The sequence below is a fragment of the Thalassotalea algicola genome (assembly GCF_012932965.1).
In the GTDB taxonomy this organism is placed as follows: Bacteria; Pseudomonadota; Gammaproteobacteria; order Enterobacterales; family Alteromonadaceae; genus Thalassotalea_F; species Thalassotalea_F algicola.
Genome location: NZ_JABBXH010000002.1, coordinates 394,903 through 418,767 on the forward strand (window position 1 = coordinate 394,903; position 23,865 = coordinate 418,767).

Here is a 23,865-nt window from a genome sequence, read left to right on the forward strand (position 1 = left end):
TATGTCGTTAGAAGCTGCACAAATTAACGAATTACACTGGCTAATGGAGATGTTACATAACATCGATGTTGGCTTAGTCGTACTAGATCGCGATTATAATATTCAAATATGGAATGGTTTTATGGAAAACCATAGCGGTCTACTGCCTCGAGAAGTTAAGGATAAAAACCTTTTCTCTTTATTTGATGAAATACCAGAAGATTGGTTTACACGTAAAGCTGAGTCTGTATTTTTGTTGAAGAACAAAGCGTTCACCATATGGGAGCAACGTCCATTCTTATTCAAATTTCAAAACTATCGTCCAATTACTGGTACCGCGGATTATATGTATCAAAATACGACATTTATTCCGTTAATGGCTGCTAATGGTGAAGTAAGCCATTTATGCTTAATTATTTATGACGTTACTGATAACGCAGTCCATAAGCAGGATTTGGAAACAGCTAATGAAGAGCTAGCGTTATTAAGCCAAACTGATGGTTTGACCAAGTTATTTAATCGCACTCATTGGGAACGTTGCTTACAAGCTGAGTATAAACGATGGGTTCGCAGCCAAAACCCTAGCTGCTTAGTTATGCTTGATATTGACCATTTTAAGAAGGTCAATGATAGTTATGGTCATATGGTAGGTGATGAAGTTATTCGCCATATTTCAGGGCTAATTCGAGAGCATGTTCGAGAAACCGATGTTTCAGGTCGTTATGGTGGTGAAGAATTTGCTATTTTATTAGCCGATACGACATTGGAAAATGCTTACGTATTTGCTGAGCGACTTAGAGCAACGGTGGAAAAATCTATAGTTAAATACAATGACATAGATTTGCAGTACACGATTAGTGTAGGTGTTGCTCAAATTGTTCCGGCAATACAGACGTATGAAGCTTGGATTGAGTGTGCTGATGCTGCGCTTTATCAATCTAAAGAGGGCGGGCGAAATAAAATCACTTTATACCCGAAACAATAAAGGTTTTTAAGTTGTATAAAAAAGCGACTGGTGGCGCTTTTTTATTGTCAGTTACTTTTTATACACTCGCTGGCCATCAACCCAAGTTTCAACTACCGTATTTTGCCAAATAGTACTTGGTGATTGGTTAAATAAGTCTTGTTCGATCAAAATAAAGTCAGCTTTCTTACCAGGCTCTAAACTGCCAAGTAATTTTTCTTGATGACCTGCGAATGCCGCATCTATAGTAAAGCTCTTTAGTGCTTCTGCTGTCGTTAGTTTTTCTGACTCAATCCAGCCGCCAATTGGCTGATTTTCTCTGTCTTGTCGAGTGATAGACGCATGTAAGCCAAAGAATGGGTTAGTTGGCTCTACAGGGAAATCAGAACCATTTGCAATACGTGCGCCGGCATTAAGTAGGCTTCGCCATGCATAAGCCCCTTTGAGTCGCTCGGCGCCAATTCTATCTTCAGCCATATTTTTATCGCTTGTCGCATGGGTTGCTTGAATTGAAGCAATTACGTTCATCTGAGCAAATTTTGGTATGTCTTCTAATCGTAAAACTTGCGCGTGCTCTATACGGTGTCTCATGGTGCTTGATTGGGTTTTGTTAATAAGTGCTGCGTAATGATCAAACGTTAAGGAGTTGGCGTGGTCGCCAATTGCGTGAGTGTTAACTTGAAATCCTTTAGCCATCGCGCTTTCGATATAATGAGCTAGGTCTTTATCTTTATGAAGCAGCAAACCTTTTGTTCCAGGTTTATCTGAGTAGTCTTCGTGTAGCGCAGCACCACGGCTGCCTAATGCACCATCAGCTTGAATTTTTACGCTATTAAATTGAAAGCTATTATCTTTGCTCTGATAAATGCCTTGAGCTAATCCTTTTTCCCAGTCCTTACTTGGCAAGTACAACATGGCATTTACGCGAATAGGCATATTGCTTTCATTCGCCAATTCTTTGTAAATATCAATGTGCTTTTTGGTAACACCTGCATCATGGACACTCGTTAAGCCAACACTCGCTAGTGCATGCATAGCCTTGACCAACACTGTTTTTTGTTCATTTTTAGACAGCGCCGGAATTTTATCAAAAATGAGGTCCATGGCATTATCGATAAATACACCGGAAGGGTTACCATTACTATCCTTGATTATTTCACCACCGACAGGTGACTTTGTTTGTGTAGTGATGCCTGCAATTGACATAGCTTTACTATTGGCCCAGCCAGCATGGCCGTCAACGCGGCTAAGAAAAATAGGGGTATCTGGAAAGTACTTATCCAATGATTTTGCTGTAGGGAAACTATTGCTAGGCCACTGTACCTGGTTCCAGCCTCTACCTTGTATCCAACGTTGATTCGGGTTTTCTTTGCGGTAAGCTTTAACACGCTCAACAGCTTCTTTTTCGCTACTAGCGCCAACTAAGTCAACTCGCATAAGGCTTAGACCATAGTTGAGAACATGGCCATGTGCATCAACCAAACCTGGTAAAAGTGTATTGCCGTTAGCATTCACTAAATTAACATTGTTAGCTATTGATTCAGGTCTTTTTGAAAATATTTCATCAATTTTATCATCTGTGAACTGAATGGCAGAGAATCGCGTAAGTTCTCCATTATTAATGGTATAACCTTTAACGTTGTGGATTAGGGTGGTTGCAGCCTGAATTGAACAACTTGTTGCTAAGGCAATAACAAGTGTAGAAAGTTTTATCATGAAAGACTCTTATTATTATATTCGTTACTCCTATATTATGCTGAAAAGCTAATCCTATCAAAGTTTTACTTGAGTTCTTTTTCTCACAATAATAAGAAGTATGAGCATTATCGCAGCGATAAAAGTAGGGTAACGTTGATAAAGACTAAAAGGGGTTCGACCTTCCACAAGTGGAACATTGGTTGTTAAAACTCCCTGTTCAAATTGTGGAATTTTTTCAATAAACTTTCCGTTATGATCGACAGCAGCTGTAATACCTGTGTTAGTAGAGCGTAGTAGCGGGCGACCAAATTCTAGCGCACGCATTCTTGCAATTTCCATATGCTGATGTGGGCCATGAGATGTGCCAAACCAAGCATCATTACTTACGGTAAGCAATATATCAGTGCTGTCATGAAAATTGGCGTGTAGTTGCTCAGGGAAGGCTATTTCAAAACAAATTAAGGGCGCTAACTGAATACCGTTTGCCATTATATTTGGCTGAACATAATTGCCCCGGGAAAAAGAGGATTTTGGCAAGTTAAACAGAGGGGCTATTGGTCTTAACCATTCTTGAAAAGGCACAAACTCGCCAATAGGTAATAAATGGTGTTTGTAAAAACGATTACTGCTAGGGTAATAATAACTGCCCTCAGTATCTTCCAATTGTTTTTTACCTAAGACAATTAAACCATTGAAGTATTCTTTTGTTTCAAAGTTATAGTTGAGAATACCTGTGACAATTGCAGAATTATTTAAAGCAGCTGCACTATTGGCCAGCTCCAAGAATTCACCGGCCAGCGGTTCTACCGCCGGAACAGCAGATTCAGGCCAAATGAATAAATCAGCCCCGTAATTTTGACGGGTCAAATCTAAGTATTTAAGCATTGTTGGCCACTCATTATCGGGTTGCCACTTTAATTCTTGCGCAATATTGCCCTGGACTAGTGCGACTTTTTTGGTTTCGCCCGTTTCTAGGGTAAAGATAAAGTGACTGCTAATGAAAACAATCAATAGTGAACTAGCGATAACAGATAGTGCAGCTTTCAATTGTTGACGTGAGTACACTAAACAAATACTTACTGCAATTACCATTAAAATAAAGGTAATGCCTACTTCGCCAATAATAGGGGCAAGATACGCAAACGGAGAATCTATTTGACTATACCCTATTGATAACCATGGGAATCCAGTTAAAAACCAGCCTCGTAACCATTCTGTGGCAATCCAAGTACTGGGCAGTAGCCAAATGTTCAATCGATTATCAGATGATAACTTTATTGCAATAAAAGCTGATAAGGCAGGGAATATTGCTAAGTAAGCGCAAAGTAATGCCATTAAAAATAACGAAGCAAATAATGGCATTCCACCAAACTGATCAATACTTACATGGACCCAGCTAATACCAGCACCAAACAAACCTAGACCAAAGAAATAACTGCTTTGAGTGGCTTGTTTCGTGCTATGTCCATTAATTTGAATACACCAAGTTGCTAACGCAATAATCGCAAGCCACCAGAATGAAAATGGGGCGTAAGCAAACACCATAGCAAGGCCAGCTAAGAGGCTAAATAAATTTTGTTTATTAAGAATGGCGTTTTTAAGCCCCTGAAGTATTTTGCGAAGCATGCGAGTTAGTCAGCAATTTTTCCATTTACTTCGTGATCTTTAGGTACTGTGATTTGTAGCATTTGTAAGCGTCTACTGTCAGCCGACACCACTTTAAATTCCCAATCACCAATTGCGACTTCTTCCCCTTTTCGCGGCATATGGCCAAATTGGTGTAATACTATACCACCAATAGTATCGGCATCTGCTTCGTCGAATTCACAATTAAAGTATTCGTCGAAGTCTTCTAAATCGGTCAATGCCTTTACTTGATAAACATTGCCGGCAAGATGCTTAATCTCTTCTTCGATTTCATCGTCAGTTTCATCTTCAATTTCGCCAACAATAAGTTCTAGGATATCTTCAATCGTTACTACGCCTGATACCCCGCCATATTCATCAACTACTACCGCCATGTGATAACGTTTAGAGCGAAACTCTTTAAGCAAAGGTTCAACTTTTTTGCTTTCTGGGATAATCATCGCAGGGCGTATTAAATCTGAAAGCGTAAAACTCTCTTCACCATTTTTAAATGCGTATGCTAAAAGATCTTTCGCGAGGAGGATGCCTTCTACATTATCAATTTCGTCATTTACGACAGGAAATCGTGAGTGAGCAGATTCTAATATAGTGGGAAGAAAATCTTCAAGTGGTTGGTTGATGTCTAGTGTGACTATTTGCGAACGCGGTATCATGATATCGCGTACTCGCATTTCTGAAACTTCCAGTACACCTTCAATCATCTGTTTAGTTTCAGGTTTAATTAACTCGCGATCTTCTGCATCGTTAATTACATTGACTAGTTCATGTTTATTTTTCGGCTCTCCAGTAAATGCTTGAACAATTTTGTCGATAAACGATTTACTTTGAGAGCCGTTGCTAGAGTGAGGATTGTCTTCGCTCATAGAGCTTTTTTATTTCCTATTAAATTTCATAAGGGTTATTAAACCCAAGATTTTTTAAAATGTCTATTTCTAAGGCTTCCATTTCTTCAGCCTCTTCGTCACTTATATGATCAAAGCCAAGCAAATGCAAGCAGCCATGAATAATCATGTGCGCCCAATGCGCTTTTATTGATTTACCTTGATCTTTTGCTTCTTGCTTGACTATATCTGCGCATACGACAAGATCACCAAGCAGTTCAAGTTCAATACCCTCTGGTACTTCAAAAGGAAAAGATAATACGTTAGTTGGCTTATCCTTTTGACGGTATGTGCTGTTTAACGTTTGGCTTTCTTCACAACCTACAATGCGAATCGTAAGTTCAAAAGGTTTGTTGTACTTTGCTAACGCCGCCTCTGCCCAAGTCTGAAAGTCTTCATCATCGGGCAGATGTTCATCAGCTACTATGCGCTGAATATCAAGTGTTATCATTAGGCTTGGATTCTTGCAATGCTTTTTCTTGAGCTTCTTTAGCCTTGCGTTCTGCTTTTACTTTTGCCATTTTTGAGTCGAATGCTTCATAAGCTTCTACTATACGAGCAACAACTGGATGACGAACAACATCTTTAGATTGGAAGAAGTTAAAACTAACACCTGGAATATTTGGCAATACTTCAATAGCATGGCGTAAACCGGACTTTTGTCCGCGAGGTAAATCTACCTGGGTAATATCACCGGTGATTACTGCTCTAGAATTGAAGCCGATTCGGGTTAGGAACATTTTCATTTGCTCGACCGTCGTATTTTGACTTTCATCTAAAATAATAAATGCATCATTTAATGTACGGCCACGCATATAAGCTAGTGGTGCAATTTCAATAACATTGCGCTCAATAAGCTTTTCAACCTTTTCAAAGCCAAGCATTTCAAATAACGCGTCATATAGTGGTCTAAGATAAGGGTCTACTTTTTGCGATAAATCGCCCGGTAAAAAACCAAGCTTTTCTCCAGCTTCTACTGCTGGCCGGGTAAGTAGAATACGTCTAATTTCTTGGCGCTCTAGGGAATCTACAGCACAGGCGACTGCTAAGTACGTTTTACCAGTACCCGCTGGCCCAATGCCAAAAGTAATATCATGCGTAATAACATTTTGCACATAAGCTGATTGATTAAGATTGCGAGGCTTGACTATGCCGCGCTTTGTTTTGATGGTTACCATTTTTTCGTAATCAACATCAACTTTAGTCGGTGCTTGTTCTAATACCCCGGCATTTAAAATACCCAAATGAACCATCTCGGCTGTTATGGTCTTCATACGGCCTTTTACGATTTCGGTTTCGACGTATAAATCTTTTAGTAGCTTGGCTACAGCACTTGAATTTACTGGCTGGCCAACAATTTTAAATTCATTACCACGATAGCTTATTTCCACACCAAGACGGCGTTCAATTGTTTTTAAGTTATCGTCTAATGGCCCACATAAATTAGCCTGCCGTGAATTATCGACAGGCTCTAAAGTGAGGAGGGTTTTGTTATCAGTACTCAAGTAAAATTCCGTTATTTATCATTGTTATGGAGTAAAAGTACCAACACCTAAATCATCGGTGCCATTAGTACTTGCCATCGCGTTATCACCATGATGACTGTTAGCCAAAATATCTGAAGGCGAGTGGGCAATTCGTAAACCCATATCTTTTTCTTCTCGTACTAACTTACCACGTAAAGAGTTTGCGTAGACATCGGTGATTTCAACATCAACAAACTGGCCAATAACGTGATGCGGTGCTTCAAAGTTAACAATTCGGTTATTTTCGGTACGTCCACGCAATTCCATAGGGTTCTTTTTCGACGGACCTTCAACTAGTATACGCTGCTCAGTGCCTAACATTTGGCGAGCAATACGTAATGCTTGTTGGTTGATGCGATCTTGTAATATTTGTAAGCGCTGCTTTTTCGTTTCTTCACTGATGTCGTCTGGTAAGTCGGCGGCAGGAGTACCTGGGCGAGCGCTATAAATAAAACTAAAACTCAAATCAAAATCGATATCTTTGATGAGGTTCATTGTTTGTTCGAAATCATGATCAGTTTCACCGGGGAAACCAATAATGAAATCAGAAGACATACAAATTTCAGGACGCGCTTTTCGAAGCTTACGAATTTGAGATTTATATTCTAATGCAGTATGCGAACGCTTCATTTGCGTTAATATGCGGTCACTTCCCGTCTGAACGGGTAGGTGCAGATGACTAACTAATTCAGGTACGTCTTTATAGACTTCAATAATATCGTCTGTAAATTCAACTGGATGAGAGGTTGTATAACGAATACGGTCAATGCCATCAATGGTTGCTACTAAGCGCAATAACTCTGAAAATCTGCAGATGCCACCGTCATGTGTTTCACCACGGAAAGCATTTACATTTTGACCAAGTAGGTTTACTTCACGAACACCTTGTTCGGCAAGCTGCGCAATTTCATATAAAACGTCATCTAAAGGGCGACTTACTTCTTCACCACGGGTATATGGAACCACACAGAAAGTACAATACTTGCTACAGCCTTCCATAATAGAAACAAATGCAGTTGCTCCTTCAGCTTTCGGTTCTGGTAGTCGGTCAAACTTTTCAATTTCTGGGAATGTAACGTCTACAACTGGAGATTTTTCACCCGTTACCTGCTGAATCATTTCAGGTAAACGGTGAAGGGTTTGTGGACCAAAAACCATGTCTACAAACGGTGCTCGTGCGCGAATTGCATCACCTTCTTGAGAAGCAACGCAGCCACCAACACCGATAATTAGGTCTGGATTTTCATTTTTAAGTGTTTTCCAACGACCAAGCTGATGGAATACTTTTTCTTGAGCTTTTTCACGTATTGAACAGGTATTAAGTAAGATAACATCAGCCTCGTCAGCTTCCTCAGCTAAGGTGAAACCATGTGTTGAGTCGAGTAGTTCTGCCATTTTCTGCGAGTCATACTCGTTCATTTGACAACCCCAAGTTTTGATATAAAGCTTTTTGCTCATTAATACGTGTCCAATAATACAGTTAAATTGATTCTAGTTTTTGCTAGAGAATTTTCATACCAAGCCCTTTAAACGCATTTATATTTCGTTAGCCTTGATATGGGGTCGCGTATTTTACTCTTTCTTGCGGTTTGGCGCTAGTTTGTACTAAAAGTTATTAGCAATTAATGGTAATTAATAACGTTTATTAAGAGATATCCATTAATGGGAAGCTGATAACTATTTGGCTACCTTTATCATCGTTTGGCTCAAAGGTATTAACTGACGCTTTGTATTTGTTAGCTATTTGCCTGATATAGTACATCGACATATTGAAAGTAATTTTGTTGTTAAAGTGTGAAAAACTAGTTTCGTCATCACTAATGGTTAACCAAATTTTTGACTTAAACTCTTGTAAAGTGACATGGAAGTTTCGGCCATCACCATTAGAAATTGCACAAGTTATTGCTTCGTATATGATTTTATAAATATTGCTTTGCAATTCATAGTCGGTTTTATGATCGGGTAGCTCTGATTCGTAGGCCAAATTTACATGATGTTTTTGATGTAAATACTCAGCAAAATATGGAATTGCTACTTCGAGTGACTTCCCAAATAGGCTATCTGGCAGGTCGTGCTTACTATCTTGTTCTATTACCTCTAAGTTTTGCGTTAGAACAGACTTGGCATCTTCAATTTTATTTTCATCTAAAAGCTTTAGCGTAAGATTGATATTTCGATTAGCTGAAAGATCTCGCTTACCTTTTGTTTTTAATTCATTAGCCAACAGTATATGGATATTGCGAATAGATTGCGCTCGCAGATAAAGTAACCAAGCAACTAATGATATAACGCAGATTAGGACTACAGCATAAATTATGCGAATTTTAGATGTCCAATACCAAGGGTAAGCAACTGAAATATTGGCAAAAGCGCGGTTATTACTCCATTGGCCTAGGCTATTGGTTGCCATTACTTCAATATTATACTCACCTGACGCTAAGCCGGTTAATGTCAGCTGGCTGCTACTCAGTTGATTCCAACTGCCGTTATTTACTCTATACCTAAACTGTTTAGCTTGACCTGGGCGATAATCTAAACTCACTAAGTCAAAAGTAACGACTTCACTGGCTGAATTTATGTTTACTGGCTGTTGGACTATTGACTGTTGACCAGAGATAGTTGATTTACCAATAAAGACATTCGCATTAAAAAAATCTGACTTTGTTAATGGGATTTCAATGACACCGCCATAGTGGTTATAGAACACGCGTTCATCTACTATCTGTAGCTCTCCTGAAAAAGAGTATCGCTCAGTATTAGGTAAAAGGTTAAATTGGTGGGATTTTGGATCAATAATATACAAGCCCATAGCAGCACCAACCCATATTTCATCTTGAACTTTCGAGCTATAACTAAATTCTATCCCTTTTGCGATTATTGATAGTAGAGTGCCTTCGCGGTCATAAATTAAAATACCGTCGCCCAATGTAGCGGCAAATACTTTATTGTCGGAAAATGCTAGAGAAATGTATTTTCCAGGTCCTTGGCTAGGCAGGTTTTTAATAGTCTTATTGTTACGATTATAAATGCTGATGCCATGAGTTGTTGCTAGCCATATATCGCCGTCTTCGAAGGCATAGATGTCAATGATTTCGTTAGCAATTAAACCATCTTCTTTCGATACATGATCGACTATACGATTGTTAGCAATATCATATGTATAGAGCCCATCATAGTTTGTTCCTATGTATAAAATGCCATTTAAATAAGACATTTTAAGCAATAACTTATTGTTATTAGGAAAATTAATGCGCTCGAGTGTATTCTGTTTAGCACTTAGTCGCCACACACCATCAAATGTCGCAATATAGAGGTCTTCGTTAATGTTTAATACATCCATTATGCGAAGACCTTTATCGGAAAAGAGTTTATTTATATTCTCTGGTAATACAGTTGAATCTTTTCTGAAATTTTGTAAGCCTTTCCCATAGCTACCAATTATAAGTTCACCTTTAAATATCGCTAAATCGTTTGCATTGCTCGCGACACTAAAAACAATAGGATAGTTTTTTATCGAGCTTTCAACCAATGTTTCGACGCCTAAGTTGCTAGCTAGCCACAATACATTGGAACTATCATGAAAAGCGGCCTTTATTCTGCCTTTTCGGGTATTGCCAAAGCCATGTTCTATTTCTGCTAAGTCATTCGCTCGGTACTTTTTAATTTCGCCCTGGTCGGAAATAGTGAAAAAACTAGTCGAATTATGTGTTTTCGTCAATCCGTGTATAGCACTGGTTATTGGGATTGATTTAATTTCATTATTTTCATCAATTGAATACAATGCATTCTCTGTCGTTGCTATTAAGTAATTATTTACTGCAACGATACTTCTAATTCTCTCTTGGAGTACACTTTCAAAATTATTCTCCTTTAAAACGAAAAGCCCGCCTGTGGTCCTCATATATAAGTTTTGGGCCGTTTTAGCGAAAAATGAAGTCCCCTTTGTATCGAAGATAGCTTTTGTTTCACCAGTATTAATTTTATGTTGGAATACTTGTAACTTAGAGTAAGTATAGAAGTGGCCTTTGAAAGCTATAGTGTGATAGTGGCTTTTGGATTCTGTCTTGATTTTGACTGGCTCAACTCGACCTGTTTTCGGATCGAATATCCAACTACCATTGGTCTCAGAAGAGGCGATAAATTTATTACCGTAATGTTCTAACTCATGAGTCCAAGTGAAAGGAACTTGCCAGTTAGCATCATTAGTAGAAAACGTAATGCTGTTAATACTATCGTAACGAGTTATCCCTTGATGGCCAACTAACCAAATATAGCCGTCATCATCTTGAGTGATATCATTGATTTTAGCCAGGTATTGTATCGATGGTGTGGGGACCGCATGAACTAGTCCAGACAGCAGACAACAAAGCGGTATTAGCAAATTCCGCTTTGTTGTGGGTTTATTAACTAACGCGTTGCGCTTTAATATCTTTGTGATCCCTGTCACCGCATGCAACAAACACATTAGGTAAGTCACTTGGTGTACTAGGTTTTTGAACCAACATGTAAGTAGGCTTTCTCGGGTCATCTATATTCTTTTTGTTATTCCAGGCATTGAGGATTCTATCTGCGTGCTCTTGGCCATGCTTAGCGGCAATTGCTGCGGTAAACATTTCAACACCATAATCGTCCATAATCAGCATAGTGTTGCCATGGTAGCCACTTGTGGTATCGAAATCTATATCTACTGTTAATATTTTGTCAGTAGGTAATACTAAATCTGCTCGAAGTTTGGCAATAACGGCTCTATCCTCGTGAGCTTTTAATTGAGTATGGTTCGGCTTTTCAGTTAAATCATAAATTAATTTAATATCTGAACTTATTATTTTTTCTTCTTTTAACGCAGACATAATCTTTCCTTTATTATTAGATTAATTGGCGAGGGTGCCAAAGGTCAGTATAGATTAAATTTTTCAAATAAAAAGTTAGCATAATAGCTTGAATTTACTCGCTAATAGATAAGGTTCCTTTTAGACTAGAACAGGTGATTGGATTATATTAAATAACGTATGCAACAAAGCGATATTATAGTAGTTGGCGGTGGCATGGTGGGCGCTGCATCAGCGCTTTCTTTAGCGCAATTAGGTTTAAAGGTTACAGTACTTGAGCGTAATGAGCCTAAGGCATTTTCTATGGAGCAGCCTTTTGATTTGCGTGTGTCGGCAATTTCGACCGCATCTGAAAACCTATTGAGGGATTTGGGTGCTTGGCAGCAAATCATGGATTGGCGACTGTGTCCCTATCGTCGGTTAGGTGTATGGGAGTCTGAGTTGGCTTATGCAGAATTTGACGCAGATAGCATTCGTCTGCCGCATTTGGGCCACATTGTAGAAAATAGATTAATCCAGTTAGCACTGTGGCAACAAATTAAACATCATGACAATGTTGAAATTGTGCTTGGCCAAGAAATTAGCAACTTCAATCAAGATGGTGAAGGAGTGACTTTAACTACTTCTTCCAAAACATTTAGCGCCAAAGTGATACTGGCAGCTGATGGTGCTAATTCAATGATCAGAACGTTAGCTGGGATTGGCTGTACTGGCTGGAACTATAGCCAGTCTGCTATGTTGATAAATGTTGAAACACAGCGGCCACAGCAAGATATTACTTGGCAGCAATTCTTCCCAAGTGGACCTGTTGCTATGTTACCAATGCCAGGAAATTCGGCATCATTGGTTTGGTATAACTCTAGGGAAAAAATCAAACAATTAGCACAAATGAACAGTGATGAGCTAACTGATGAAATACATAAAACATTCCCCAAACGACTTGGCGGTGTAAAAGTGATTGATAAGGCATACTTTCCATTGACACGTCAACATGCGAATCAATATCAAAAAGGTCGAGTTTTATTACTTGGTGATGCGGCACATACCATTAACCCATTGGCAGGACAGGGGGTAAATATCGGTTTTAAAGATGTAAAAATGTTGAGTACTATCATAGCTTCAGCTATTGGAGAGGGTAAATGCTGGCATGACTTTTCAATATTGGCCCAATATGAAAAAACAAGGCGCCCAGACAACTTATTGATGATGTCTGCAATGGACGGGTTATATGCGACGTTTTCTAATAACTCAGCTTTGCTAAAAGTTGTGAGAAACATCGGGTTATTTGCTGCTCATCGAGCTCCATTGGTGAAAAGCAAAGTGCTTAAATATGCATGTGGTTTATAACACCTCGATAGACGTTGCATAGCCAAGGTTTAACGTAAACTCTACAAAGTCGACAAAGGTTGCTCTATCACAGGTGAAAAGGTTGAAATCTTTTTATTGAAAGTTATTAGCGTTTACCTAAAACAATATTTCTCAATATGTTCTAAAAATGCATTCTCAAAGTGTTGATGAATAAGGAAGTATGGTCTCTTATACTTGGTGTTACTGGAGCGCTCACACTTTAAGTAATGCCCGCGTGCAGAGCTATTATTCTGTTCAGAAAGAACAACGTGTCAAAAAACGCTCTCGGCGCTTGAAAAGGGTAATAAAGATATAAATAAGGTTTCTCAAAATGGTACGGGAGGAGAGACTTGAACTCTCACACCTCGCGGTACTGGAACCTAAATCCAGCGCGTCTACCAATTCCGCCACTCCCGCATCCTGAGATTTTGTACTTTTAAAGAGTTACCGCTCTCGCGTTACTGGAACGCTTAAACCTAAATAATGCCAGCGCATTTACTGATTCTGCACTATGCATATTAAGGTATCGTATTTTTAAAGAGTTATCACTCTCGCACTAAATAAGTGCTGATATTTAAACAATACCAGAAACTCTATAAATTAGTAATTTCTTAGTTTGAATAAAGAATGTCTATTTTAAGATAGTGGCAGGGGTAAGAGGATTTGAACCTCTGAATGACGGGATCAAAACCCGCTGCCTTACCGCTTGGCTATACCCCTACAGTATCTTAAAGTTGAAACATTGATGGTTTTTACTCCCACTTTCGTTGATTTAGCTTACGCTATGAAAGTGGCAGGGGTAAGAGGATTTGAACCTCTGAATGACGGGATCAAAACCCGCTGCCTTACCGCTTGGCTATACCCCTACAATGTTTCATATTCTCTCAACTAAACGTTGATTGAATGGTACGGGAGGAGAGACTTGAACTCTCACACCTCGCGGTACTGGAACCTAAATCCAGCGCGTCTACCAATTCCGCCACTCCCGCATTGTAAATGGTGGCTACACCGAGATTTGAACTTGGGACCCCATCATTATGAGTGATGTGCTCTAACCAGCTGAGCTATGTAGCCATTTACAATCTTGCCTCTCAGCAAGTGGCGCGTATTATGCAAATCTGATTGCGACACGTCAACCGTTTTTTTTGAAAAAAAACACTCTTTTTGTTTGTTTGACTAAATTGTCAGCAAACTGTCTGCAAACTGTGCGAGTTGATTACCTTTTAGATAAAAATAAAGCGAGCATTTGGCTCGCTTTATTGAATCTATTTATAAACTACTCGATACGCTCTTTAGCATCTTCTGCTAAGTGAGCTGAATGCTTTGCAATTTCTTCTAAGTTTGCTTTAACTATTTTTGCAGGCGTCTTACCAATAACAAACTCTCCTACCTCTAACGCATTGTTTGAAGCAGAGAATACAAGTAAGTTTTGACCGTTACAGTTAATGTCCTTAAAAATTTTACGAATTTTTAATTTACGTTGCTTTAAGAAAGAACGTAAACGGTTTTTATCATTCGCAGCAACATATTCACAAATGCGCAGTGCTGAATCATCGGCATAAGAAACAGAAACTGGTGCGAAAGAAGCGGTTGCAGCAACTAGGCTTGCAATAAGTAGTGTTTTTTTCATAAACAACCTTTTTATTGTATTAGTTAAAAAACATAGCAATATAGCTATGACATCTCCCTAACTAAGTTTGGTAGATTTTCAAAATAAAACAAGGAGCTATTTAGCTCCTTGTTTATATTATCGGATAAATCTTCAAAAACTTAAACGTTAAATCTAAAATGAACGACATCGCCATCTTTGACTAAGTAATCTTTTCCTTCCAAACGCCACTTACCAGCTTCTTTAGCTCCCGACTCACCATTACAAGCGATAAAATCGTCAAAAGCGACAACTTCGGCACGAATAAAGCCCTTTTCAAAATCAGTATGGATAACGCCAGCTGCTTGTGGTGCTGTGGCATTTTGCTTAAATGTCCACGCTCGCACTTCTTTTACACCAGCAGTAAAATAGGTTTGCAAATTTAATAAACCGTAACCTGAATTAATGACACGGTTTAAGCCTGGTTCAGATAATCCCATCTCTTCCATGAAAATTTCACGATCTTCTTCGTCCATTTCAGAAAGCTCACCTTCAATCTCAGCACAAACAGGTACAACAACAGCATCTTCTTTTGCCGCTATTTCACGTACTTGATCTAAGTATGGGTTATTTTCAAAACCATCATCATTTACATTCGCGATGTACATGGTAGGTTTTACTGTTAAAAAGTTTAAATATTTGACCGCAATGAGTTCTTCTTTCGTTAACTCCAGTGAGCGGATCATATTACCGTCTTCAACGTGTTTTAAGATTTTTTCCAATACAGGAACTTCGAATTTAGCATCTTTATCGCCGCCTTTAGCTTTCTTAGCTTGCTTTTGAAGCGCACGCTCAGCAGTGTCCATATCTGCCAAGGCTAATTCAGTATTAATTACATCGATATCTTCAGCAGGGTTTACTTCACCTGCAACGTGAACGATGTTCTCATTTTCAAAACAACGCACTACGTGTCCAATCGCATCTGTTTCACGAATATTCGCTAAGAATTTATTACCTAGGCCTTCGCCTTTTGATGCACCAGCAACTAGACCTGCGATATCAACAAACTCCATGGTTGTTGCGATTACACGTTCTGGATTTACGATTTCGGAAATTTGATCTAATCGTGGGTCGGGCACTGGTACTACACCAGTATTTGGTTCGATAGTACAAAATGGGAAGTTTGCTGCTTCAATTCCTGCTTTAGTTAGTGCATTGAACAATGTTGACTTACCGACATTGGGTAAACCGACAATACCACATTTGAAACCCATGATTATTTCCTATTGCGTTGATGCCGCTATTGCGGATTTTTGTTTGTTACTGTGCTTTGAACGAGTGTAGACGATTCTGTGCTTTCTTTAAGTCGTCTTTTAACCAAATGTCAAAACAACGGCTTGCTTCATCTATAGCTTGATCAATTAAATTTTGTTCACTTGCTGGTGCTTTCCCCAGCACATGTCCGGTTACGCGATCCCTATGACCAGGGTGGTCAATACCGATACGTAAACGGTAAAAATCTTTATTATTTGCCATACGGGCAATTATATCGCGTAGGCCATTGTGACCACCATGACCACCACCTTTCTTAATTTTGCAAATGCCAGGAAGCATATCTAACTCATCGTGCGCGACAAGTATTTCTTCGACAGGTATTTTGAAAAAGTTTGCTAGAGGTGCAACAGCTTGACCACTTCGATTCATAAATGTGGTCGGGATAAGAAAATGTACAATTTGACCAGCAATATTACCTTTGCCGTATAAACCAGAATACTTTTTCTCGGCTCTTAGAGAGATGTTATGCATGCGTGCTAGTTCTTCAACGAACCAAACACCTGCATTATGGCGGGTTTTAGCGTATTCGGGGCCAGGATTACCTAGCCCCACAACTAACTGAATAGTCATTTAAGGATAAATCCTTAATTATTCTTCAGTAGCTTCTTCTTCAGCTGCTTCTGCATCGTCGCTTGCGCCTTTAGGTGCATTTAACGTAACAACAGCTTGGTCGTGGCTTTCACCTTTAGCTAACTCGTCAGAAGTTACACCTTTAGGTAATTTAACGTCTGATAAGTGAAGCGTTTGACCAACTTCTAACTCAGCACAATCTACTTCGATGAACTCTGGTAAGTCACCTGGTAAACATGTTACTGCGATTTCGTTGATGTGGTGAGCAACTGTGCCGCCTTTCTTCGCTGCAGCTTCTTCATTAATGAAGTGAACTGGAACGTTAGTGTGTACAGCATGTGTAGCATCAATACGCATGAAGTCCATGTGCATGATTACTGGCTTGTACGGGTGACGTTGCATGTCTTTAATTAAACATTCAACAGCTTCACCGCCGATGTTTAATGTAAGAACGTGCGAGTAGAATGCTTCTTCTTCTTGAGCACGGAAAACTTTGTTGTGTGCTAAAGTTAATGAAACAGGCTCTTTGCCTTCGCCGTAAAGGATTGCTGGAACTTTGTTCGCGTGACGTAGGCGGCGGCTCGCACCTTTCCCTAGGTCTGTACGTACTTCAGCATCCAAAGTAAATAAATCAGTCATGATAAATTCTCTTTAATAAATTGAGTTAATGGTTGTTTTTTGCGACCAAAAACAACCTTGAATCCCTTCTTATTTGGACTAACCACAATAAAAAGGCGCAGCATAATACCACTTTGAATAGGTAATTGCTAATAAATTAACTGCTAATATAAACGCGTTATTCGGACGTTTAAAATATTTATAAACTGTTAGCGATAATTGTTTTACTCCTTTCTAGAGTAACTGCTTGTGCTTCACCCATCGCCGTTTGACCGTGCCTTTCTAGTTGGGTAATAAGCGTGTCAACAACTTCCTCACCCAATTGATATTCAGAAAATCTTGTTTTCATTTTGACCGCTTGAAAAAATTGTTCCGTTTTCTCTATCGCCAGCTTGATGCGTTCTTCATTTGAGCCTTCGTTGATGTCCCAGACTCGACTAGCGTACTGAATAAGCTTGTCTTGTTTTTCGGTTCTCATTTCCCACATCATGCGTGGTAAAATGATGGCCAATGTTTGTGCATGGTCTAAACCATAAAGCGCAGTGATTTCGTGACCAATTCCATGTGTTGCCCAGTCTTGGGGGACGCCAGAACCAATTAAGCCATTTAAGGCCATGGTGGCACTCCACATAACATTTGCTCTAACGTCGTCATTGACTTCGTTAAAAACTTTTGGTCCTTCTTCAATTAATGTCAGTAACAAACCTTCAGAGAACCTATCTTGCACTTTACCATTTACATTAAAGGTTAAGTATTGTTCCATAACATGGACAAATGCATCAACAATGCCATTGGTTAATTGGCGTTCCGGCAATGTCGACATTACCATGGGGTCTAAAATGGCAAATTCCGGATGAACATAAGGTGAACCAAAGGCGAATTTATCTTTTGTTGCTAACTTAGATACTACTGCATAGCTGTTCGACTCTGAACCTGTTGCTGGCAGCGTCAATACCACACCAATCGGCACTGCTGATTTAACTGGCGCGTTTTTAGCGAGTATATCCCAAGGTTCTCCTTCAAACTTGGCAGCGGCGGCAATAAATTTACAACCATCAATGACTGAACCACCACCTACGGCTAAAATAAAATCCACCCCCTGTTCTTTTACTAACTCAACTGCTTTCATAGTGGTTTCGTAGCTAGGGTTAGGCTCTATGCCTGAAAACTCTACAACATTATGTTCTTTTAGCGCATCACATATTTGTTGGTAAATACCATTGTTTTTAATGCTACCACCGCCGTAGGCAAGCAATACCTTGCGCTTTTTATCTATAGCCTTTGTTAATTTGGCAATTTGCTTGTCGCCAAAATGGATAATAGTTTTGTTAGAGTAGGTAAAATTAAGCATAAATAATTCCTTATTAGGCGACAAAAAAGCGCTATGTTAATCCTTATATGTGTATCAATGTTTTGATAATCAAGAGTATGACGTGTATCAATATTACAAACAGTGAATTTAATATGATAGGTTTATATATATACAAAGCTAGGCGACTGATATGACAGAGCAGCAAACAATTAAAGTATTGAAGATCTGTATTGCAATAGGTATTTGTTTGCTTGTCCTTGGACATTATTTTATTAGTTATGCTAATTTGCCTGAATCTATGGGGATATCGGGTATGATCATTAGTGCAGGTTGTATTGCCTTAGGCTTAATTTTTAGCTTACCAACTAAAATGTATTTAACATTTTTATTAGTGACAAGAGAAAATCGACATGCGGCTTCCAACCGCAATAATAGCAGCAACAAGGAGTAGTTGTTTGGGAGTTTGCTCATGAAACACTTAAATAATTGCTCTAGTAGTAAATTGTTTTGCATTGCCTTATTTTTGTTATTAATAGTGTCTTTAAATGCAAGATCTGAACAGTTAAAGGTAGGCGTTTTTGACGAACATCAGCTGTATTTGAAAACTTCAAAGCCGTACCGAATTGGCTGGGATATTTTAATGCATGCAGCAGCTAAATCTGATATTTCTATAACACCTGTTGAAGATGCTTGGGCTCGCTCTTTAAGCGATTTGAGCAGCGGTAAAATTGATGGTGTATTCGGCGCAATGAAATCACCTGAACGGATACAGTGGGCAAAGTTCTCAAAGCCATTAATGTTAGATTCTGTTCACATATTTACTTATCAAGACTCTCTAGTTAACGAAATTAACTCTATTGATAAAAAACACGCAGCGGTTGGTGTTTCTAAGGGATCAGTGCAGCACAAAATGGCTGAGGAATTAGGTTTTGAAAATATCTACGCAATACTTGATCGAAATGCGCTATATAAAATGCTTATAGCTAAACGGATTGATTATCTTATCTTTTCTGATTCATTTATTAATTTATATTGTTATAAGTACACACAATCTAAAGCACCTAATTGTTTGAAACCTTTGACACCATCATTAACAGAAAACTTTATGTATGTGATGTTTGATAAATCTTCAGCTCATCTTGACGTTAGTATTAACAAGATAAATCGAGCTATTGAGCAAATGGTAACAAATGATGAAGTAAAGGCTATATACCTTGCTAATTACCCTAATGAAAAAGCGTATAACCGTTGGCTAAAGAGTTGGTTACTTGAAAACTAAGTTAGTGAATCGTGGGTCAACAAATGCAATTCCTACCAGACGACTTTGCTTTATAAAGTTGTTTGTCTGCTAATAAAGTACCTTGTTCAAATTGCTGATAGGTTTTAGCTTCAACACAGCCAATGCTTACAGTAATAGGTAATGATCGGTTTTGGATATCAAATTGACTATTTTCAACAGCTTCTCTAACCTTTTCGGCAATAATAAGTCCGGTCTGAATTTCAGCATCAAGAAAAATCATTAAGAATTCTTCTCCACCTGTTCGTGCGACAATATCTGTATCCCTAACACTACTCTTAATAACATCGGCAAGTTGCTTTAATACTAAGTCTCCAGCATCGTGGCCATAATTGTCATTGACTTGTTTAAAGTGATCGACATCTAAGACCGCTATTGTTATTGGAAAGTGATCAAATTGTTCATCTGTCACCATATTCATAAATGCAGTATTTATGAATCGCCTGTTAGGTAGTTTGGTTAAAGGATCTGTATTGGCTTGCCTTTGCCTTTCTACGCTCAACTTGGTTAATTCTGTGTGACTACGTGATCGGTAGTACTCGCCAATTAAGCACAGGATGATATTAACAATATAGGCGGCAAAATAACGAGAAACCTCTGCAATCCGGTAGCTTGCTTCAATTTGTTCTGGAGAAAGCACTAAAAAAGCGATACCAGAAAAAAGTACTATATTAAGCTGCAATCCTCGTAAATAGCCAAATAAAATGAAGAGCGTAATAGGGAAAGGGAACGTCCAATACAAACCTGTATTCAGATGGCCTCCGGTATACACGATTGCCCAAACCATAGGAATAATACTTAGCCCTGTAATGGTAAAAGTTACTTCCAGTTTTTCATGAAAATAAGAGACGAATGCATTTGAAAAAATGATAACAGCAGTAGTCAGCAGTATGACCTTGAGTGCTAAATTACTTTCCGCGGGAGTTTTTATGCCAAAGATAACTAATATCGTTCCCCCGATGTAAGTAAAGGCAAAGAGTACGAGCTTTTTACGTTTAGTATCTATATTCTCACTAGATTTTGTATTTACAAATCGTTGCCACCAGTCCTTTTTCATATGATAGGTAAAGGCTCCTAAAGCTATAAAACATGTATATTTTGATATTAATCACCGTTGACATATCTAAAAGTATTGTGAATTGTCACTAGACAGTCTAGGTTTGTGTTAACTATAAATAGATATTAGTACAAAATTGCAGTTGGTGTTATGACAGCAAATATTTCTACACTAAATCAATTACCTATTGATGAGCAACTAAGCTATTGGCAACGAGCAAGTCAATTAGAAGAAGGGCGTAGTGAAGTGCTGCGCCTAGTAGCTTCTGGAAAAAGCATTGAATATATCTTGAAGACTTTATGCCAAAAAGCGCAATTATATTCCCCTGATATGTTGTGTTCAGTATTGAGTCTTAATCTTGAGAAAAAAACCTTACATCCTATGGCGTCAGTATCTTTACCTGAGTTTTATTGTCAGGCACTAGACGGCGTACAAATCGGGTTAGGCATAGGCTCGTGTGGTACTTCGGCTTTTACCAAAGAGCGGGTTATCGTTGAAGACATTAATACCCACCCTTATTGGGTTCAGTTTAAAGGCTTAGCGCTAGAAGCAGGTTTACAGGCTTGTTGGTCTGAACCTATTGTAGGAAGAGATGGCAGAGTTTTTGGCACGTTTGCCATGTACTATCAATATCCTAATACTCCATCAGATGAAGATTTAAAGTTTATCGAATTGAGTGCCAACTTAGCGGCTGTTGTTTTTGACAATGATTTAAATCGTCAACAATTTCTAGATGCCAACAATAAATTGAATATGACAATTGATCAGCGCACACAGCAATTAGAGCAAGCTAATGCTGAATTAGCGCAATTGATTAAGCAAAAAGAGCAGCTACACATTAATCAAATTAACGCTGAAAAAATGCTTACTACTAATGCATTACTGTGTGGATTTGCTCATGAAGTGAGTACGCCAATAGGTAACGCTTTAGTTGCGGTGAGCACAGTACAAGAAAAACTAGAAAAATTGCAACAAGCATTTGGTAGTGGCAAATTATCGCGACGTTTATTTGAAAAACAGATTGATCAAATTGCGCAACTGGTGTCATTGAATAAGCGTAGCTTAGATAATGCAGGGGCGCTTTTAGGACGTTTTAAAAGTATAGAAGCAGGTCAAGAGCAATACCCTATAGAATCGGTCGACTTAAAAGCATTAATGAAAGATGTGGCAACTAGCGTGAAAGGAGTGTTAGGTCGTCATCTATTAGTCATTGACGTTGATGCTATATCACTTTCCTGCGCCAAAGAAAGCTTATGGCAAATATTCTATCAGCTAATTGAAAATTCGGTGATACATGGCTTTAAGGACGGGCAAACAGGAACAATTCATATCACTGCAGTTAAGAAACATGGCGAGGTTGTCATCAATTATCAGGACGACGGGGTAGGATTAGATGACGAGCATAGTGCCAAAATATTCGAGCCTTTTTACACCACACAACGTAACAAAAATAATATAGGTCTGGGGTTAAGTACTGTAGGTAATTTACTTGCAAGTGTGCTTAATGGTCGAATACAACTAATGCAATCTCCAGTTGGTATTCGTTTTGAAATTGTATTACCGTTAAATCCAAATTCTTTGGAGTGAAGTGATTAAGTGTGTGGAGGAAAGGTAAGTATTAACTAAACTGTCCTAGCCAACTTACCTTGATGTTTGAGTTACTAGTTGTAGAAAGGTTTAACTTGTTATTTTTTACTAATGCCTTTACATGCCTCATTTTTTTCTTTAATTGAAGCTTCATCTTTATTGACAAGCGCTTTAAGTATTAGCTGATTACACTTTTTCTCTTGTGCAGACATTTGCGTACTTTCACCATAAGAAATTGTTGCGACCATTGGTTGAAAATTAACGGCTGCATCACAGTACATTTCTTTATATTTCTGGTGATGCCAATAGCTTGTTGCACGATTAGATAATGCTGAACAAATTTGATTAAACAGAGACTTGGCTTGAATCGTGCAATCTGAGTATGCAGGACTATTGCGATCATGTTGGTAGCAAACCGTGTTATCTAATATGTGCCACTGTTGATGACTAAATAGGATTTGTGCACCGTGAAATTCAATATTTAACGCTGTTTCGTTTAGCGCCAATCTTTGCTGATTTTCGTCTTGAATACTTTCACCCAGCGCTGTTAGGTAGGCTGATAAAGCGATAGCCGCAGCAGACATTTAACAAATCCTTCTTATTTTACTAATAAGTATCATTCTCGAACTCGAATATATAATACTAAGCCCCTGTTATTCAAACTTAATCGGCTATTTTGTAAAAAATTCGTAACTTGCGCGCTAATATGATTAGCCCTAAAAGGCCGATTATAATCATACTTGTACTACCACCGTGGTGATCGTCGTGATGGTGAACAGTGTCATATTCATCACTTTCTAAAGGCAACGCATAAAGGCTATTGTTATCATCACTGCTGTATGTCGCGATTATGCCACTATACCCAACTTCGTAAAGGTCAATTAATACGTCGTAATGAGCAGTATTATACCCGCTAGTTAAATTGCTTAATACTTCATACTCATCATCTGTCGATTCGCCATATATGATAAAATTATCTGTTGTATGAAAATACTCCCATGGACCGCCATTATTACTTAGGTATATTTCAGCATAGACGTTAGCTTGATCGACGCCATTATATGTATAAACATCCGCATCAAACGCAACACTGAAGGTCTGATAAAAACCATCGCCATCGTAATCATCAAACAATTGGCTATAAGCATCAAATATATGAAACTCTTGAATGATTACTTTGGCTAAATTGCGTTTACTTTTTTGGTGATTACCTTTAGGAGTAGATTGTTGTTTTTGTAATAGGTGTTGCTCACGAGACAATGGGGTAATTAGTATCACGTCATCAGCTTCACTCAATGTTGTTTCTTCTTGCTGCTTGGTTGATGGCTGACTTTCTTTTCGGAACCTTTCTACAATTTTATGGCTTTTTACTAAGGCACTTTCATTAACAGTATGCGCATTCTCTGCATCTGTAACTTGGGCATTAGCATTGTTTGTAAAGCAAATAGCAAAGATAAAACACCAAATACAAAGGATAACTTTATACCAAGTTACAAGCGCTAAACGCTGGTTGATTTGTTTGGCTTTTGACGCTTTTAAGGTAGACTTTTGCGTATTCATATTGATGCTCCCACATAGATTTCACTTCATTTAATCAAGTAGGAGCTGAACATAAACTGAATAGCTAGTT

21 protein-coding genes and 5 tRNA genes are annotated in these 23,865 nt (G+C 38.6%); 5 read left to right on the forward strand and 21 right to left on the reverse strand.

The features are described from left to right. The first annotated feature begins 1 nt into the window (after position 1). The gene (locus tag HII17_RS06430; RefSeq protein WP_169074525.1) at positions 2-964 is read left to right on the forward strand and encodes a sensor domain-containing diguanylate cyclase; all 963 of its coding nucleotides are present in this window, start codon (positions 2-4) and stop codon (positions 962-964) included. A gap of 51 nt (positions 965-1,015) precedes the next feature. Here the strand turns inward: HII17_RS06430 and HII17_RS06435 are convergent, their stop codons facing one another. The 8 genes from HII17_RS06435 to HII17_RS06470 all read right to left on the reverse strand — a co-directional run bounded on the left by HII17_RS06435 (position 1,016) and on the right by HII17_RS06470 (position 11,545). Next, positions 1,016-2,659, reverse strand: a complete 1,644-nt coding sequence (locus HII17_RS06435) for an amidohydrolase (protein WP_169074526.1) — start codon at positions 2,657-2,659, stop codon at positions 1,016-1,018. Between the two features lie 57 nt (positions 2,660-2,716). Beyond that, positions 2,717-4,267 (reverse strand): apolipoprotein N-acyltransferase, encoded by a 1,551-nt coding sequence (gene lnt / locus HII17_RS06440; protein WP_169074527.1) that lies wholly within the window; start codon positions 4,265-4,267, stop codon positions 2,717-2,719. Positions 4,268-4,272: 5 nt separating this feature from the next. Beyond that, entirely contained in the window at positions 4,273-5,151 is an 879-nt protein-coding gene (locus HII17_RS06445) for an HlyC/CorC family transporter (protein ID WP_169074528.1), read from the reverse strand. A gap of 19 nt (positions 5,152-5,170) precedes the next feature. Further along, entirely contained in the window at positions 5,171-5,620 is a 450-nt protein-coding gene (ybeY, locus tag HII17_RS06450) for an rRNA maturation RNase YbeY (RefSeq protein WP_169074529.1), read from the reverse strand. Then, positions 5,607-6,674 carry a PhoH family protein gene (locus tag HII17_RS06455; RefSeq protein WP_169074530.1) on the reverse strand — a complete coding sequence of 356 codons (1,068 nt, stop codon included), beginning with the start codon at positions 6,672-6,674 and terminating at the stop codon, positions 5,607-5,609. Before HII17_RS06455 ends, ybeY begins: the two co-directional genes overlap by 14 nt. Positions 6,675-6,698: 24 nt before the next feature. Beyond that, positions 6,699-8,153 carry a tRNA (N6-isopentenyl adenosine(37)-C2)-methylthiotransferase MiaB gene (miaB, locus tag HII17_RS06460; RefSeq protein ID WP_169074531.1) on the reverse strand — a complete coding sequence of 485 codons (1,455 nt, stop codon included), beginning with the start codon at positions 8,151-8,153 and terminating at the stop codon, positions 6,699-6,701. A 187-nt stretch (positions 8,154-8,340) separates the two neighbouring features. After that, positions 8,341-11,076 carry a ligand-binding sensor domain-containing protein gene (locus tag HII17_RS06465; RefSeq protein ID WP_169074532.1) on the reverse strand — a complete coding sequence of 912 codons (2,736 nt, stop codon included), beginning with the start codon at positions 11,074-11,076 and terminating at the stop codon, positions 8,341-8,343. 22 nt (positions 11,077-11,098) lie between these two features. Beyond that, positions 11,099-11,545: a hypothetical protein gene (locus tag HII17_RS06470; RefSeq protein ID WP_169074533.1), complete on the reverse strand. Its 447-nt coding sequence runs from the start codon at positions 11,543-11,545 to the stop codon at positions 11,099-11,101. A gap of 159 nt (positions 11,546-11,704) precedes the next feature. Here HII17_RS06470 and HII17_RS06475 point away from each other — a divergent pair, with 159 nt between their 5' ends. After that, positions 11,705-12,871 (forward strand): FAD-dependent oxidoreductase, encoded by a 1,167-nt coding sequence (locus HII17_RS06475; protein ID WP_169074534.1) that lies wholly within the window; start codon positions 11,705-11,707, stop codon positions 12,869-12,871. A 332-nt stretch (positions 12,872-13,203) separates the two neighbouring features. Here the strand turns inward: HII17_RS06475 and HII17_RS06480 are convergent. The 10 genes from HII17_RS06480 to HII17_RS06525 form a co-directional block, all read right to left on the reverse strand. Further along, positions 13,204-13,288: transfer RNA gene (locus tag HII17_RS06480), tRNA-Leu, on the reverse strand. A gap of 228 nt (positions 13,289-13,516) precedes the next feature. Further along, a tRNA-Gln gene (locus HII17_RS06485) sits at positions 13,517-13,591 on the reverse strand. Positions 13,592-13,662: 71 nt separating this feature from the next. After that, positions 13,663-13,737 (reverse strand) — tRNA-Gln (locus HII17_RS06490). A gap of 38 nt (positions 13,738-13,775) precedes the next feature. Continuing rightward, positions 13,776-13,860, reverse strand: a tRNA-Leu gene (locus tag HII17_RS06495). An 8-nt stretch (positions 13,861-13,868) separates the two neighbouring features. Beyond that, positions 13,869-13,945 (reverse strand) — tRNA-Met (locus tag HII17_RS06500). Positions 13,946-14,147: 202 nt separating this feature from the next. Then, complete coding sequence (locus HII17_RS06505) at positions 14,148-14,501, reverse strand: DUF3718 domain-containing protein (RefSeq protein WP_169074535.1); 354 nt, start codon at positions 14,499-14,501, stop codon at positions 14,148-14,150. Positions 14,502-14,641: 140 nt separating this feature from the next. Beyond that, positions 14,642-15,733 (reverse strand): redox-regulated ATPase YchF, encoded by a 1,092-nt coding sequence (ychF, locus tag HII17_RS06510; RefSeq protein WP_169074536.1) that lies wholly within the window; start codon positions 15,731-15,733, stop codon positions 14,642-14,644. A gap of 46 nt (positions 15,734-15,779) precedes the next feature. Then, positions 15,780-16,364 (reverse strand): aminoacyl-tRNA hydrolase, encoded by a 585-nt coding sequence (gene pth, locus HII17_RS06515; protein WP_169074537.1) that lies wholly within the window; start codon positions 16,362-16,364, stop codon positions 15,780-15,782. 18 nt (positions 16,365-16,382) lie between these two features. Then, the gene (locus HII17_RS06520; RefSeq protein ID WP_169074538.1) at positions 16,383-17,003 is read right to left on the reverse strand and encodes a 50S ribosomal protein L25/general stress protein Ctc; all 621 of its coding nucleotides are present in this window, start codon (positions 17,001-17,003) and stop codon (positions 16,383-16,385) included. 178 nt (positions 17,004-17,181) lie between these two features. After that, positions 17,182-18,333: an iron-containing alcohol dehydrogenase gene (locus tag HII17_RS06525; RefSeq protein ID WP_169074539.1), complete on the reverse strand. Its 1,152-nt coding sequence runs from the start codon at positions 18,331-18,333 to the stop codon at positions 17,182-17,184. A 151-nt stretch (positions 18,334-18,484) separates the two neighbouring features. Here HII17_RS06525 and HII17_RS06530 point away from each other — a divergent pair, with 151 nt between their 5' ends. Further along, on the forward strand, positions 18,485-18,745 hold the full coding sequence (locus tag HII17_RS06530; RefSeq protein ID WP_169074540.1) for a hypothetical protein: 261 nt from the start codon (positions 18,485-18,487) through the stop codon (positions 18,743-18,745). An 18-nt stretch (positions 18,746-18,763) separates the two neighbouring features. Beyond that, on the forward strand, positions 18,764-19,573 hold the full coding sequence (locus HII17_RS06535) for a substrate-binding periplasmic protein (protein ID WP_169074541.1): 810 nt from the start codon (positions 18,764-18,766) through the stop codon (positions 19,571-19,573). A gap of 16 nt (positions 19,574-19,589) precedes the next feature. On the opposite strand, the gene HII17_RS06540 is transcribed toward HII17_RS06535, so the two are convergent. Next, positions 19,590-20,648 (reverse strand): GGDEF domain-containing protein, encoded by a 1,059-nt coding sequence (locus HII17_RS06540; RefSeq protein ID WP_169074542.1) that lies wholly within the window; start codon positions 20,646-20,648, stop codon positions 19,590-19,592. A gap of 150 nt (positions 20,649-20,798) precedes the next feature. Here HII17_RS06540 and HII17_RS06545 point away from each other — a divergent pair, with 150 nt between their 5' ends. After that, the gene (locus HII17_RS06545; RefSeq protein WP_169074543.1) at positions 20,799-22,235 is read left to right on the forward strand and encodes a GAF domain-containing sensor histidine kinase; all 1,437 of its coding nucleotides are present in this window, start codon (positions 20,799-20,801) and stop codon (positions 22,233-22,235) included. A gap of 98 nt (positions 22,236-22,333) precedes the next feature. Here HII17_RS06545 and HII17_RS06550 read toward each other — a convergent pair whose 3' ends face one another. Beyond that, on the reverse strand, positions 22,334-22,819 hold the full coding sequence (locus HII17_RS06550) for a hypothetical protein (protein ID WP_169074544.1): 486 nt from the start codon (positions 22,817-22,819) through the stop codon (positions 22,334-22,336). Between the two features lie 79 nt (positions 22,820-22,898). After that, complete coding sequence (locus tag HII17_RS06555; RefSeq protein WP_169074545.1) at positions 22,899-23,795, reverse strand: choice-of-anchor H family protein; 897 nt, start codon at positions 23,793-23,795, stop codon at positions 22,899-22,901. Positions 23,796-23,865: the final 70 nt, after the last annotated feature.

Excerpts from the sequence above, each read along its gene's own strand:
- HII17_RS06430 (WP_169074525.1), top strand. The coding sequence starts at position 2 with ATGTCGTTAGAAGCTGCACAAATTAACGAATTACACTGGCTAATGGAG.
- HII17_RS06435 (WP_169074526.1), bottom strand. The coding sequence starts at position 2,659 with ATGATAAAACTTTCTACACTTGTTATTGCCTTAGCAACAAGTTGTTCA.
- lnt (WP_169074527.1), bottom strand. The coding sequence starts at position 4,267 with ATGCTTCGCAAAATACTTCAGGGGCTTAAAAACGCCATTCTTAATAAA.
- HII17_RS06445 (WP_169074528.1), bottom strand. The coding sequence starts at position 5,151 with ATGAGCGAAGACAATCCTCACTCTAGCAACGGCTCTCAAAGTAAATCG.
- ybeY (WP_169074529.1), bottom strand. The coding sequence starts at position 5,620 with ATGATAACACTTGATATTCAGCGCATAGTAGCTGATGAACATCTGCCC.
- miaB (WP_169074531.1), bottom strand. The coding sequence starts at position 8,153 with ATGAGCAAAAAGCTTTATATCAAAACTTGGGGTTGTCAAATGAACGAG.
- HII17_RS06470 (WP_169074533.1), bottom strand. The coding sequence starts at position 11,545 with ATGTCTGCGTTAAAAGAAGAAAAAATAATAAGTTCAGATATTAAATTA.
- HII17_RS06475 (WP_169074534.1), top strand. The coding sequence starts at position 11,705 with ATGCAACAAAGCGATATTATAGTAGTTGGCGGTGGCATGGTGGGCGCT.
- HII17_RS06505 (WP_169074535.1), bottom strand. The coding sequence starts at position 14,501 with ATGAAAAAAACACTACTTATTGCAAGCCTAGTTGCTGCAACCGCTTCT.
- ychF (WP_169074536.1), bottom strand. The coding sequence starts at position 15,733 with ATGGGTTTCAAATGTGGTATTGTCGGTTTACCCAATGTCGGTAAGTCA.
- pth (WP_169074537.1), bottom strand. The coding sequence starts at position 16,364 with ATGACTATTCAGTTAGTTGTGGGGCTAGGTAATCCTGGCCCCGAATAC.
- HII17_RS06520 (WP_169074538.1), bottom strand. The coding sequence starts at position 17,003 with ATGACTGATTTATTTACTTTGGATGCTGAAGTACGTACAGACCTAGGG.
- HII17_RS06525 (WP_169074539.1), bottom strand. The coding sequence starts at position 18,333 with ATGCTTAATTTTACCTACTCTAACAAAACTATTATCCATTTTGGCGAC.
- HII17_RS06530 (WP_169074540.1), top strand. The coding sequence starts at position 18,485 with ATGACAGAGCAGCAAACAATTAAAGTATTGAAGATCTGTATTGCAATA.
- HII17_RS06535 (WP_169074541.1), top strand. The coding sequence starts at position 18,764 with ATGAAACACTTAAATAATTGCTCTAGTAGTAAATTGTTTTGCATTGCC.
- HII17_RS06540 (WP_169074542.1), bottom strand. The coding sequence starts at position 20,648 with ATGAAAAAGGACTGGTGGCAACGATTTGTAAATACAAAATCTAGTGAG.
- HII17_RS06545 (WP_169074543.1), top strand. The coding sequence starts at position 20,799 with ATGACAGCAAATATTTCTACACTAAATCAATTACCTATTGATGAGCAA.
- HII17_RS06550 (WP_169074544.1), bottom strand. The coding sequence starts at position 22,819 with ATGTCTGCTGCGGCTATCGCTTTATCAGCCTACCTAACAGCGCTGGGT.
- HII17_RS06555 (WP_169074545.1), bottom strand. The coding sequence starts at position 23,795 with ATGAATACGCAAAAGTCTACCTTAAAAGCGTCAAAAGCCAAACAAATC.